This is a genomic window from Shewanella sp. MF05960 (genome assembly GCF_050849305.1).
Classification (GTDB): Bacteria; Pseudomonadota; Gammaproteobacteria; order Enterobacterales; family Shewanellaceae; genus Shewanella.
Genome location: NZ_JBOZPS010000011.1, coordinates 23,401 through 36,267 on the forward strand (window position 1 = coordinate 23,401; position 12,867 = coordinate 36,267).

The window sequence follows — 12,867 nt, forward strand, 5'->3', positions numbered from 1 at the left end:
ATCGATAAACTGGAAATAAATAGACGACTGGTCTATTTTTGTTTATCGTAGCGCCAAAATTGGAGATCCTATGAACAAAAATACTACCAGTAAGCAGTCAATTTGTGCTGTCGGTGAAAAGCTGTTTGCTTTACATGGATACAGCGCTGTTGGGATTAAACTTATTCTTGATGAAGTGGGCATTCCGAAAGGCTCGTTTTATCACTATTTTGCCAGTAAAGAGGCGTTTGCCGCAGAAGTCGCACAATACTATTTTGGCCAACGTATTGCGCCGATTGCCATGGACCCTAACGCTAGCTTTAAAACCAATGTGACAGCTGTATTAGGCGGTTACCATCAACTGATTGAATTTTTGTTTAGTGACAGTCAGCCCCGTGGCTGTTTAATGGGTAATTTATTGGTTGAAGTCAATCCGCAAATGACCTTATTGCATAAAACGCTTAATCAACTGTTTGACCAGTGGTTGAGTCTGTTTAATGCGCTTATTGAACAAGGTCAGCAGCAAGGTTTTATTAAAACCGATATGACCGCGAACGTATTATCGAACATTTTTTGGTCAAATTGGCAGGGGACTATGCTACGCTGTCAAATTAAAGCGGATAAAACAGCAGCAAAGCGCGCCATTGTGCAATGTATGCAGCTGATTACCCGTTAAATTAACCTTTATTCAGTGGCTTGTGACGTATTTTGATTGTGTATTTATCTAAAGGTCTTTATATTTCGGTGATTTTTTCGGGTCTGGAGTGAGTCGAGTTGGCTAAAAGAATATTATTTGCTTGTTTAGTGGTGTTGTTGTCTGCGTGTGCATCTAACCCGCCAGTGGTGCGAGCCCCTAAACCTGTGGTAGTTCCACCTATGCTTAAGCTTGAGCCGCCTAAGTGGAGTGAGTCAAACTTACTGAGTTTTCATGATCAATGGAAAGGCACACCCTATCGTTTAGGTGGCCTGAGCCGTAACGGTATTGATTGTTCGGGTTTTGTGTATTTGGCTTACCTAGACATTGTGGGCAGTAAATTACCGCGTTCGGTTAATGCGCAACGTATTTTAGGTAAAGAAGTCCCAAGAAGTCAGCTTGTTATTGGTGATCTAGTATTTTTTAAAACAGGTAGAACCGCACGCCATGTGGGGATTTACATGGGCCAGGATAAGTTTTTACACGCTTCAACCAAAAAAGGCGTTAAGATTTCTAGCTTAAATAATGTCTATTGGAAACCGCGTTATTGGTTTGCTAAGCGCCTAAACAAGCCGATAGAACAGCAAAATATGTCGATAGCCAGTTTAGTTGATTACGCGCGATATCAGGATTAACCCGTAAACCAGAGCTTGACCTGCGTTTGAGATAGATAATAAAAAAGAGGTAAACCGTAAGGTTTACCTCTTTTTTGTTTTTACACTAATGAGGTCGCTGGTTATTCAGCTTCTACAGGCTTACTGCGTTTTGCTAATGCATAGTAAAACAGCGGTGTCAGTAGCAGACCAAATATGGTCACCCCAATCATACCGGCAAACACTGCAACACCAATGGCTTGGCGCATTTCGGCACCAGGGCCACTCGAGAACACCATCGGCACTACACCCATAATAAAGGCGATAGACGTCATTAGAATTGGGCGTAAACGTAAGCGGCCCGCTTCAAGAATGGCATCGAATGGTGATAATCCTTTGTCTTGCAGCTCTTTAGCAAATTCAACAATCAAGATGGCGTTTTTGGTCGCCAGTCCCACCAGAACAATCAGTCCGATTTGGGTAAAGATGTTGTTATCACCACCGTAAATTAATACGCCACTGATTGCCGACAGAATCGTCATCGGAATAATCAAGATAATCGCCAGTGGTAAACTTAGGCTTTCATACTGCGCGGCTAATACCATAAACACTAATAAAATGATTAATGGGAAAATATACACGCCCGCATTACCTGCCAATATTTGTTGGTAGGTGATTTCAGTCCACTCGTAAGTCATGCCATTAGGCAGTGTTTCAGCTAAGATTTTTTCAATCGCAGCTTGTGCTTCACCACTACTAAACCCAGGTGCTGCACCGCCGTTAAGCTCTGCGGTAGTAAAACCGTTATAGTGCATAACGCGATCTGGACCTGCGACATTGGCAACGTTAATAAACGAGCCAATCGGTACCATTTCACCCTGATTATTACGTACCTTGAGCTGAGAAATCTGCTCTGGTGTTTGTCTAAACTGTTCGTCAGCTTGAACATTTACCTGGTATGTACGGCCAAATTGGTTGAAGTCGTTAGCATAAACCGAGCCCATGTAACCTTGTAGCGTGGCAAACAGTTCGTCTAACGATACGGCTTGCTGCTTGGCTTTGGTACGGTCTACTTCAACTTCAAGTTGCGGCACGCTGACTTGATAACTTGAGAACACACCGGCTAACTCAGGTGTTGCCCACGCTTTTTGCATTACTTGCATGGTGACTTTATACAATTCTTCGTAACCGTAATCTCCACGATCTTGAATTTGTAATCTAAAGCCGCCAATTGTCCCTAAACCTTGAACTGGTGGTGGTGGGAAAATGGCAATAAATGCACCGTCAATCGCGGCAAACTTTTGGTTTAACGCTGCGGCAATGGCGCCAGCTGATAACGATGGATCTTTACGGTCGGCAAAGTCATCGAGCGGTGTAAATAAAATCGCGCTATTGGTACTGTTGGTAAAGCCGTTAATGCTTAAGCCAGGGAAGGCTACTGCATGGGCGACACCGGGTTGATCGAGTGCAATACGCGACATTTCTTTCACGATAGCTTCGGTGCGATCAAGTGATGCGGCATCGGGCAGTTGTGCAAAGGCAATCAAGTATTGCTTGTCTTGGCCTGGCACGTAACCTGTTGGCGTGCTGGCAAATTGTAAGCCTGTTACGCCGACTAAGCCGACATACAGCACGCCCACAACCACACCAAAACGAATCACTTTTTTCATTATCCAGCCGTAACCGTCTGACAATTTTGCAAAGAAGCGGTTAAACGGTGCAAATAACCAACCGCCGAGCATTTTGTCCATGCCACGGGTTAAAATATCTTTCTTATCGTGATGACTCTTAAGCAACAATGCGGCTAATGCAGGGCTTAAGGTTAACGAGTTAATCGCCGAAATAAAGGTCGAAATAGTAATGGTTAAGGCAAACTGTTTATAGAACTGACCGGTTAACCCTGACATAAATGCCGTTGGAATAAATACCGCTGCCAATACTAATGTGGTGGCGATAATCGGGCCGGTCACTTCCTTCATGGCTTTTTGCGTGGCCGCTAAAGGTGCTAAACCTTCTTGGATATTACGCTCAACGTTTTCCACTACAACAATGGCGTCGTCGACCACAATACCAATCGCCAGCACTAAGCCGAACAATGATAATGCATTAAGCGAGAAGCCCATCAAGTGCATAAAGGCAAACGTGCCGACAAGCGAAACCGGTACCGCCACTAATGGAATAATAGAAGCGCGCCAGGTTTGTAAAAACAGCACCACGACTAACACCACGAGTAAAATGGCTTCTAGCAGGGTTTTAACAACCGCTTCAATCGAACCACGTACAAATACCGTAGGGTCATAAACGATGTCGTAAGTTAAGCCTTCTGGGAAGGTGGCCGACAACTCTTTCATTTTGGCGCGAACGTCATCAGAAATCTGAATCGCGTTTGAGCCCGACGCCTGGAATACTGGCAATGCCGCAGCATCTTTATTGTCTAGCATTGAACGCAGTGCATAAGTTGATGCGCCTAATTCAACACGGGCAACATCTTTTAAGCGAGTGATTTGAGCCTGGTCGCCTACTTTTACAATAATGTCTTCAAATTCTTCTACATTACTTAAACGACCCTTTACATTAATCAGTAGCTGAAAATCACTTTCGCCACTGGGTTGAGCACCTAGGCTACCTGCGGCAGCTTGTTGGTTTTGCTCACGAATAGCGGCAACGACATCATTTGGCGACAAACCAATAGCAGCCATTTTATTAGGGTCTAACCACACACGCATACTGTAGTCGCCCGCGCCAAATACGCGCACAGCACCTACACCTTCAATCCGTGCGAGTTCGTCTTTAACTTTTAACACCGCATAGTTAGACAAGTACAACATGTCATAACGGTTATCGGGTGAGGTTAAATGCACCACCATGGTTAAGTCTGGTGATGATTTTTCGGTCACAATACCTAAACGCTGTACTTCTTCTGGTAAACGTGGCTTAGCACGTTCAACTCGGCTCTGTACCTGGGTTTGCGCTAAATCAACATCAGTACCAATCGCAAACGTGATCGTTAAGGTCATGCGGCCATCAGAGGTAGCTTGAGATGACATGTAAAGCATGTTCTCAACGCCGTTGATTTCTTGTTCAAGCGGTGATGCGACTGTTTCGGCGATTACTTTTGGGTTTGCGCCAGGGTAGTTAGCGGTTACCACCACCGTTGGCGGTACCACTTCTGGGTATTCGGTGATCGGTAATTGCCAAACCGCTATCGCGCCAGAGATAAAAAATAATAGCGATAAAACAGCGGCAAAAATCGGTCTTTTAATAAAGAATTGCGACAACATGAAAGTATTCCTTAGCCTTGACTTGCTTCATCAGCAACTTGTGCTGTGAGCGGCTGATTATCAAATAGTAACTGCGCCTGGTGCAGCGCTTCTATTTGGCTGCTTTCGGCCATTTCGGTCAATTTTGGGGTGATAGTGACGCTAGGACGCACTTTTTGTAAGCTATTTACGACAATTTTCTCATCTGGTTGCAAACCCTTGGTTACGATACGTAAGCCGTGGATTTTTTCACCTAAAGTAATGCTACGGTATTCAAGGGTGTTTTCATCGTTAACCACTAACACGTACTTGTTGCTTAGGTCAGTAAAGATGGCCTTGTCGTCGATTAAAATACCTTGATATGACGCACTACCTGCAATACTAATACGGGCAAATAAGCCAGGCATTAACATGTTGTCTGGGTTAGCAAACGTAGCTCGTACACGGATAGTACCGGTTTGTTGATTGACTGAGTTGTCGACAAAATCGATCACACCTTGATAAGTAAATTCGGTTTCATTGGCCAATGCCATTAATACCGTGTTGTTACCTGAGCGTGGATCCTGGCGTTTGTTTTCAACTGAAAGCGATGCATATTTAAGGTAAGTTTGCTCGTCGATATCAAAGTACGCATACATGTTTTCGATTGAAACTAGGCTAGTCAGCTGAGTTTGTCCCGCAGTGACATAGTTGCCCGCGGTTTCATTGGCATAAGATACGCGGCCAGTAATTGGCGCGGTGACTTGGGTGTATTCAAGGTTTAGCTTGGCACTGGTTAACGCCGCTTTCACCGAGGCTACAGCCGCAGCTGTTTGGTGCATGTTGCTGCGACGAGTATCAATTAACTCTTCAGAAACCGCTTGTTGACTAAACAATTTGTTTGCACGGTCAAAGTCATTTTTTGCCAATTGGTTAGCCGATTGCGCACTGGTTAGCTCAGCTTGAAGACGTTCGACTTCAGCGGTAAACACGTTTGAGTCAATGGTAAACAACACATCGCCTTTGTTAACCAATGCCCCTTCTTTAAAGTTTACTGATTCGATATAACCCGACACGCGCGGTACCAATGTGACTTTTTCTGGTGCTTGTAAGCGCCCAGTAAACTGGTCCCACTCGGTAATACGTTCATGAATGACGTTAGCAACACTCACTTCAGGGGCTGCAGGTGCACCTGCTTGTTGTTGCGCTGGAGCTTGCCCACAAGCCACAAGTAGTAATGCCGTTAGGCTAACTAACAACGTGGATTGAATTGATTTAAATATAGTCATGTTACTTTCCTCTAATCAATAGCTTTTACGTTGTTTAACGGGCTACTGGTTGCGTTACTTTTTGTCTGTTGCTACAGTTTTATACCGGTCGGTATGAAATTGTTCTGTACCGAACGGTAATATATAGATTAAAATAACCCTGTCAACGTATTTTGTACCGATGAGTATGAAATTATTTTGACCAAATGTTCATTTAGTGTGAAGATGAAATAAGCACATACGACAAAGTGTTTGTTGTGGCGCACATCAATGGGTAATTAATCACTCATTTTGTGATAAGTCGGCACACAATTAGCACAATTTGTGGTTTAATAATGCGCATAAATATGCCCGCCTTAGATTAGTGTTTTTATTTAACACTATGATAATAAAGGGTTCGTTAAAATATGAGGTACAACTTATGACAATAACTAAAGCCGCTTGTGTTGGTCGCCCACGTGGGTTTGATATCGACATCGCTTTGGAGCAAGCGCTTAATGTGTTTTGGCGTAATGGTTATGAAGGGACTTCTTTAAACGAACTCACCGAGGCGATGGGCATTAAAAAACCCAGTCTATATGCGGCATTTGGCAATAAAGAGCAGTTGTTCTTTAAAGCTATCGACTTATATGAAAATCGACCAGACTCACTGTTTAATATTGCCTTTCAGCACGATCACATTGCCGATGTCATCCGCGGATTATTGCTCGGTGCTGCTGCCCAGTTTACCGATTGCAGCCACCCACAAGGTTGCGCATTAATTAACAGCACATTGTCGTGTAGTGAAGCGAGCGAGTCGATTAAACAAACCGTGTTAGCGCGTAAATTAAAGCATAAGCAACAGTTGGCCGATCGATTTGAGCAAGCTAAGCTCAAAGGCGAATTACAAGGGCGTTGTGAACCTGTGGTATTGGCTAGCCTGATGACCGCATTGTTTCAAGGTTTGTCGATGCAGGCGTCGGAAGGGGCAAGCGTTGATGAGTTGCAAAAAGTCGCGACTATGGCTGCCGAAGGTATTTTAACGGTTAGTGTTAAGCGTTAATGTTTTTAAACGTTTATCAGTTTTAAACACCTATAAGTCTTACACGTAAGCAAGGTTGTAAACTCAACATAAGCATTGATACTGATACTGCACGAGTCATTGCAGGCAGTATCAATATTGTGGGCTTATATGGAGGTTTAATAGGGCTAGGGAAATTAACAGCCGCTAGTGGTAATACCGTAAGATATTGGACCTGATGCATTAGTAGTGTTTACATTGTAAAGCAAGTTACAGCCGTCAAACGTGGCAAACCCCTTAGGCACTATGTACATAGATGCTCCGCCAGGTACGTTGAATATTCCCCAATCAGCATTAATCGCATCATTTGCATTAACCATCACTTCAAATGAACCATCAAGAGCCAGTGTAACATTAGCTCCAAGAGGCGTTAAATATCCCAATGTTGTACTGGCAGCACTACCATTCAATGTCACCGAACCAGGGTCGAGTTTTTCCTGACCTGCCAATACTGCCTTTGAATACACTAGGGTATTAGCCGACTTCAATGCACCTTGTAAACCATTTAAATTGGCTATGACCGCATCACTTTTTAAGTTTATAAACTTCGGCGCGGCGACCACGGCCAAAATTCCTAAAATAATAATCACTACCACTAATTCAATTAAGGTAAAACCGCGTTGTTGTTTTTGCATAATAAATCCAATGTTTGAATAGCTGCGATTAGTATAAGGAACCGCCTGGCTGATGTCATTTTTTGAGGCGGTTTGCATTTATGGGTCTGTAATTTTGTGATGTAGATGTTTTTTGGTAGATTAGCTGCCTATAACTAAATTCTTGAATTAACCTCCATGCTAATCGAGGTTAATGACCCCACATTAGGGAAATATCACCATGAGTAAAGCTAAAATCGGCATCGTGACCGTCAGTGACCGTGCGAGCGCGGGTATATATGAAGACTTATCTGGTAAAGCTATTATTGATGTATTGAGTGAGTATTTAACTTCAGAGTGGGAGCCTGTATACAAGGTGATCCCAGATGAACAAGATGTGATAGAAGCCACCTTGATTGATCTTGCTGATAACCAAGATTGCTGCTTAATTGTCACCACGGGTGGTACCGGCCCTGCAAAACGCGATGTCACCCCTGAAGCAACCGAAGCTGTGTGCGACCGCATGATGCCAGGTTTTGGTGAACTGATGCGCGCGGAGTCATTAAAGTTTGTTCCTACAGCTATTTTATCACGTCAAACAGCAGGGCTACGTGCCGATTCGCTAATAGTGAATTTACCCGGCAAACCTAAGTCTATCCGTGAATGTTTAGACGCGGTATTCCCTGCCATTCCGTATTGCATCGACTTAATGGACGGACCATTTTTGGTGTGTGACGAAGCGGTAATAAAGCCGTTTAGACCTAAAGCGAAGTAAGTCTAAAAACATTTAGCTTTTACTATGTTAAAACGTGTCGTGAGGATGAACATTAAATTCAGACGATACGTTTTATAACCATTGTGATGTAGAAAAAAAGTCTTCCTAGTGGTGGTACTAGCTTGCTATGGTGTGGAATCATCGCTGGTAGTGCTGGAGGATATTTGGGGTCTAAGCATGGGAGCAATTATATAGGAGATAAAGCAGAACTTTTGTATGAGGTGATGGAAAAATAATGTCAACAACAGATCTCATAGGACTTTTATTAGGCAGCAGCTTTGTATTTTTGGGTTTATTTGTTTTGTTGCCAATGTTGTTATACATATACAAATCATGTATTAAGTCAGTAGAAGGGGTATTGGAGGGGGAGCGTGAATATTTCTTTAACAGGACATGGAATACTTCATTATGCAAGTGTTTTTATGTTTGACTGGTATGCTAAACGATATAATTTATTTCATTTAAAAGATTGTATTCCAACAAAAATTACACGTATTTTTAAAATATATTATGTTATTTTTATGATTGATATGCTCCTCTTTGCAGCTATGATTATTTTAGATTACCTATATCCAAATATAAAATAGTTTAGTATTACTAATGTATTTTTTTCAAAAAAACACATTGTTAACAAGAATAGCCGACTACTTTGCCTGTACCGTTAGTCGTCGGCACATCCGCACAAATACTACAAGTTTTTAAACTGTTGCTTGAGCTCAAAGTCGCTGTCGGTTACCAATCTTTCTAGCACTTGTATGCGCTCAATCAATGCCTGGTTTTGTGCTTTCATGTCTGCGAGACCATCGGCTTCGGCTTTTTGTTTGTGCTTTAAATAGTGCTTAAACATTTCGGATGCCGTAGTACCAACAATTACGATAAATACCAGTGCGATAATCGCCATATCATCGTTCATAATCACTCCTTAATTATTCAACCTTGTATATTATCCAGCCTTAACGGATTGCCGCGAAGGCTGGATGACGTTTACATATTTTTATCAGTTATTCGTTATTAGTCACTCTTGGTACAAAAGCTTATAAACCAAAGACCACTTTTTCACTTTTTAGTGACTTCTCTAATCCTGCGGCCAGTGCCACAGCAATGATTAAGGTGGCCACCGATGACACGATTAACTGCATCATTGGGATTTCGCGGCCTTTAATAAAGTCCATTAACGCTTGTTGTTGACCCGATACCGGTAACCACTGCAATACGTCTGGGGCAATGTTGTAACTGGCTGCCATTGACAGTGCCAGCGGTACAAATAACACCATGGTTAAGTATGATTGCGCTTCTTTAAAGGTTTTGGCCATAAACGACACGTACAATTGCAAGGTCGCTGCCATGAGTGCGACAGGGATACCGACCAGGAACATAAGCCCCATAAAGTCCTGGCTAATGTTGACGGTAAAGCCGATTTCTTGCCAAGGCACAAAGGGGTAAGCTACTTTTGATACCAGCAAGATTAAAATGAGTCCCAGCAGTGCAAAGCAGGTTACGGCAATAATTTTACCGATGACTAATTCGCGGGTGCTCATTGGGTGACTGAGTAGTAATGCCAGTGAGTTACGCTCACGTTCGCCAGCACTGGTGTCGATGGCGAGGTTCATGCCAGAAATAAACACTGAATACATCATGGTGAAAATAGCGATGCCTAAGATCATCCCGCCTTTAGAATCTGCCGTGGCCTTGTCTTCAACATTGATTTTGATTGGCTGAGTAATGCGCGGATTAATCCCGCGGGCAATTAAGCGAATACTGCCCATTTCCGAACTGTACGTTTGTAATTGACGCTCAAGACGGCGAATAGACTTTTGCAGCTTTTCATCTGAGTTATCAGCAACCAATAACACTTCTGCCGGTTTGGCCTTGGCCATGTTTGCTGCGTAATCGTCACTGATGGTTAAGATGATTTTTTTCGCTTCGTCATCGTCACCATGATTAATGCCGTTATTGCTTAAGTAGCGCACTAAATCTGGGGCGTTATTGGCATTATTAATCTTGATGCTAAGATCTTCTGGGCTAGACAGTTGACCAATTAACACCATAAATAGGCCACACATGATCAGTGGCGTACCCATGGCATAATATAAACCTGCCATGACAGAGCGTTTGTCTCGTGCGGCATCAATAAGCTCTTTGCGCACCATTGCGAGTATCATTTTCATTATGCTGCAATCCCTTCGTCAGTACCGATAAGTTCGATAAATGCATCTTCTAGTGAGTCTTTGCCCGTTTGCTGACACAGTTCGTCAGGGCTACCAATGGCGACTACTTTGCCGTTTGCCATCACAATGACGCGGTCACATAATGCGGCGACTTCTTGCATGACATGACTTGAAAACAATACACAGTGACCTTTCGCTTTGAGTTGCAATAAAATGTCGCGCAGTAAGCGAGTACTCATCACATCAAGTCCGCGGGTGGGCTCATCTAAAATGATGTTACTTGGCTGATGCACTATGGCTTGTGCCAGTGCGGTTTTCATCCGCTGACCTTGCGAAAAACCTTTACAGCGACGGTCGCTAATGTCTTCTAGCTTTAATTGCGCAATCACATTGGCTGTGGCTTCTTTGGCTTGCTTGCGTGACATGCCGCTGAGCTCGGCAAAGAAACTAATGTATTCACGCGGTGTAAGGCGCTCGTACAATCCAAATGGATCAGGAAATAAGCCTAATTGCTTTTTTGCACCTATTGGGTCAATCGCTACATCAATATTGTCTACTGTGGCAGTGCCAGAGTCAGGCTTAAGTAAGCCAAATAAGGTGCGTAAACAAGTAGTTTTTCCGGTGCCATTAGGCCCAAGTAACCCGGTGATTTGACCATTTTCAGCGCTAAAGCTTAAATCGTCTAACGCCTGCACATCGCCAATTTTTTTGGTTAAGTTTGCAACAGTAATCATGACTATTCCTTATCTGCAGCAGTGGTGGCTGGCGCTGTTGTGTCGGTTTGAGTGTCAGAGCTTGCCGGTGCAGCGTCTGTCGATTTGGTGTCTGTTGCTTTAGCCTCTGTTGATTCTGGTTCAGAGGTTGCGGCTACCGGTAGTATTTCTACCGTGTTGGCATTGAGGTAAAAGCTGCGGCGTACGTCTTTTTGTAAACATTCACCGTCAATGTCTTTTAATGATCCTTGTTCAACCAATTGAGCCACTAAATCATTACCACAACTTTGATAGGCCACTCCGTGCGTCGCGTAAGGTGCAATAAAATGCTTCGACTTGGTAAGCTTTTCTTGTGCCAATGCGCCCCAGTTTGGTGGTGTCGCAGGGTCAAGCTCGCCAGACAATAATAGGGTGGGTATGTCGCTGTCGACGGGCTCGCTAAAGCTGTCATCTTCAGGGGGCATTTGCCATACCTGGCAGGTTTTTTCTAGTCCATCTAGCATGCTGCCACTGATGTAAGACTCTTTAGCATCTTTACGCATTTGTTCGGTAATGCGGTGAATATCTTCGCCACATACTATTGACGCGTGCATGCCAATGGCAATGCCTGTGCTGTCGGCTGTTAAGGCGTAAATACCTAAAATGGGTTGGTAGTTGCCTTGTGCTGCCTGGTGTATCGCGTGAGGAATAAGCGCACGGATATTGGGCATATACATTGCCATGCGGATAGCCCCTGAGTACTTACTGCGAGTGAGCAAAAAGTCGCTAGGTTCATCGGTTTGTGGGTCGCGCACTTTTTGGCTAATCGGTGCATCTGCAAGTTGTTGATCGACTTGATTGTATTTGTCGACTAAATCAGGAAACTGCTGCTGACATTCAGGAGTGCTTTTACAATCGCGCCACAGCACATTTAAACCCCGTTCAATGGAGCTACCAATGGCGACGACGCTCTGCTGCATAGGCACTACACCGTCTAATGTTACCGTGGCTAGTGCTTCAGGGTAATGACGCATATAAAGCTGTGCCATGCGTGTACCATAAGAAATACCGTAAACATGCAGCTTTTTGTAACCTAAATATTCACGAACCGCTTCAAAGTCTTTTAATGCGGTGTTACTGCCGTATTGGGTGACGTCTGCATCAATCTCCGCTAAACATTTTTCGGTTATCGCCAGCATGTCGAGGTTGTCTTCATTAACGCTGAGCGTATTTAAATCACCGTCATCGCAGCTCAAAATATTTGATTGGCCAGTACCGCGTTGGTCGATGAGTAAAATATCGCGTTGCTGGCGTACCTTAGTCAACATGCTGTTAAAGCCTGCGGCATTTTCGATAGCCGATTGGCCTGGGCCGCCAGCGATGGCTAATAGCGCTTCATCTGGGTGGGTGTTTTTAATTGCGGGTAAAATTGCAAAATGAATGTCGATTTGCTTACCGTCAGGTTGCTTTGGATTTTCTGGTACGCTGATTTTTCCGCATTGAAACTGCTCGTCTAGGCCATCTAAATAACAGGTAGTTGTTTTAGCTGGCGCAGTCATTGCGGTGTCTGCGGTATCTGCAGCACTGTTGTTAGCAAGCAAAATGGCCACTGCCACTGCAACCCAGCGGCTAGCGCGAGTTACCGATTGGCATAAACCTAAAGCGCGTAATCGCGATATTGAGCTTGTGTTGATAAACTTCCTGTTGATCATCGGAACGTTTCCTTTTTGCATTTCATGACGATTATGATACCTTAACATCTAGTGTATGAGTGTATCAATGTATTAATACAGTTACTAAAGGCTA

General features: G+C 43.7%; 12 protein-coding genes. 5 read left to right on the forward strand and 7 right to left on the reverse strand.

Annotation, left to right across the window (positions count from 1 at the left end):
* The first annotated feature begins 70 nt into the window (after nucleotides 1-70).
* Entirely contained in the window at nucleotides 71-655 is a 585-nt protein-coding gene (locus tag ACROAE_RS12480) for a TetR/AcrR family transcriptional regulator (RefSeq protein WP_432402188.1), read from the forward strand.
* 98 nt (nucleotides 656-753) lie between these two features.
* Nucleotides 754-1,308, forward strand: a complete 555-nt coding sequence (locus ACROAE_RS12485; protein ID WP_432402190.1) for an NlpC/P60 family protein — start codon at nucleotides 754-756, stop codon at nucleotides 1,306-1,308.
* 101 nt (nucleotides 1,309-1,409) lie between these two features.
* On the opposite strand, the gene ACROAE_RS12490 is transcribed toward ACROAE_RS12485, so the two are convergent.
* On the reverse strand, nucleotides 1,410-4,547 hold the full coding sequence (locus tag ACROAE_RS12490; RefSeq protein ID WP_432402192.1) for an efflux RND transporter permease subunit: 3,138 nt from the start codon (nucleotides 4,545-4,547) through the stop codon (nucleotides 1,410-1,412).
* A gap of 11 nt (nucleotides 4,548-4,558) precedes the next feature.
* On the reverse strand, nucleotides 4,559-5,794 hold the full coding sequence (locus ACROAE_RS12495) for an efflux RND transporter periplasmic adaptor subunit (protein WP_432402194.1): 1,236 nt from the start codon (nucleotides 5,792-5,794) through the stop codon (nucleotides 4,559-4,561).
* 400 nt (nucleotides 5,795-6,194) lie between these two features.
* On the opposite strand from ACROAE_RS12495, the gene ACROAE_RS12500 reads away from it, so the two are divergent.
* Complete coding sequence (locus ACROAE_RS12500; protein ID WP_432402196.1) at nucleotides 6,195-6,815, forward strand: TetR/AcrR family transcriptional regulator; 621 nt, start codon at nucleotides 6,195-6,197, stop codon at nucleotides 6,813-6,815.
* Between the two features lie 155 nt (nucleotides 6,816-6,970).
* Here the strand turns inward: ACROAE_RS12500 and ACROAE_RS12505 are convergent, their stop codons facing one another.
* Nucleotides 6,971-7,546: a type II secretion system protein gene (locus ACROAE_RS12505; protein WP_432402198.1), complete on the reverse strand. Its 576-nt coding sequence runs from the start codon at nucleotides 7,544-7,546 to the stop codon at nucleotides 6,971-6,973.
* Nucleotides 7,547-7,667: 121 nt separating this feature from the next.
* Between ACROAE_RS12505 and mog the strand changes: the two genes are divergently transcribed.
* Nucleotides 7,668-8,201: a molybdopterin adenylyltransferase gene (mog, locus tag ACROAE_RS12510; RefSeq protein ID WP_432402200.1), complete on the forward strand. Its 534-nt coding sequence runs from the start codon at nucleotides 7,668-7,670 to the stop codon at nucleotides 8,199-8,201.
* A 371-nt stretch (nucleotides 8,202-8,572) separates the two neighbouring features.
* A complete protein-coding gene (locus tag ACROAE_RS12515; protein WP_432402202.1) occupies nucleotides 8,573-8,788 on the forward strand; it encodes a hypothetical protein in 216 nt (71 codons plus the stop codon).
* Between the two features lie 101 nt (nucleotides 8,789-8,889).
* On the opposite strand, the gene ACROAE_RS12520 is transcribed toward ACROAE_RS12515, so the two are convergent.
* The 4 genes from ACROAE_RS12520 to ACROAE_RS12535 all read right to left on the reverse strand — a co-directional run bounded on the left by ACROAE_RS12520 (nucleotide 8,890) and on the right by ACROAE_RS12535 (nucleotide 12,773).
* A complete protein-coding gene (locus ACROAE_RS12520) occupies nucleotides 8,890-9,114 on the reverse strand; it encodes a hypothetical protein (protein WP_432402204.1) in 225 nt (74 codons plus the stop codon).
* 121 nt (nucleotides 9,115-9,235) lie between these two features.
* Nucleotides 9,236-10,369: an ABC transporter permease gene (locus ACROAE_RS12525; protein ID WP_432402206.1), complete on the reverse strand. Its 1,134-nt coding sequence runs from the start codon at nucleotides 10,367-10,369 to the stop codon at nucleotides 9,236-9,238.
* Complete coding sequence (locus ACROAE_RS12530; RefSeq protein WP_432402208.1) at nucleotides 10,369-11,103, reverse strand: ABC transporter ATP-binding protein; 735 nt, start codon at nucleotides 11,101-11,103, stop codon at nucleotides 10,369-10,371. Before ACROAE_RS12530 ends, ACROAE_RS12525 begins: the two co-directional genes overlap by 1 nt.
* 2 nt (nucleotides 11,104-11,105) lie before the next feature.
* On the reverse strand, nucleotides 11,106-12,773 hold the full coding sequence (locus ACROAE_RS12535; RefSeq protein ID WP_432402210.1) for an alpha/beta hydrolase: 1,668 nt from the start codon (nucleotides 12,771-12,773) through the stop codon (nucleotides 11,106-11,108).
* Between the last annotated feature and the right edge of the window lie 94 nt (nucleotides 12,774-12,867).

Bases quoted from the DNA above. Each gene is read 5' to 3' on its own strand.
- ACROAE_RS12480 (WP_432402188.1), top strand. From the start codon at position 71: ATGAACAAAAATACTACCAGTAAGCAGTCAATTTGTGCTGTCGGTGAA.
- ACROAE_RS12490 (WP_432402192.1), bottom strand. From the start codon at position 4,547: ATGTTGTCGCAATTCTTTATTAAAAGACCGATTTTTGCCGCTGTTTTA.
- ACROAE_RS12495 (WP_432402194.1), bottom strand. From the start codon at position 5,794: ATGACTATATTTAAATCAATTCAATCCACGTTGTTAGTTAGCCTAACG.
- ACROAE_RS12500 (WP_432402196.1), top strand. From the start codon at position 6,195: ATGACAATAACTAAAGCCGCTTGTGTTGGTCGCCCACGTGGGTTTGAT.
- ACROAE_RS12505 (WP_432402198.1), bottom strand. From the start codon at position 7,546: ATGCAAACCGCCTCAAAAAATGACATCAGCCAGGCGGTTCCTTATACT.
- mog (WP_432402200.1), top strand. From the start codon at position 7,668: ATGAGTAAAGCTAAAATCGGCATCGTGACCGTCAGTGACCGTGCGAGC.
- ACROAE_RS12520 (WP_432402204.1), bottom strand. From the start codon at position 9,114: ATGAACGATGATATGGCGATTATCGCACTGGTATTTATCGTAATTGTT.
- ACROAE_RS12525 (WP_432402206.1), bottom strand. From the start codon at position 10,369: ATGAAAATGATACTCGCAATGGTGCGCAAAGAGCTTATTGATGCCGCA.
- ACROAE_RS12530 (WP_432402208.1), bottom strand. From the start codon at position 11,103: ATGATTACTGTTGCAAACTTAACCAAAAAAATTGGCGATGTGCAGGCG.
- ACROAE_RS12535 (WP_432402210.1), bottom strand. From the start codon at position 12,773: ATGATCAACAGGAAGTTTATCAACACAAGCTCAATATCGCGATTACGC.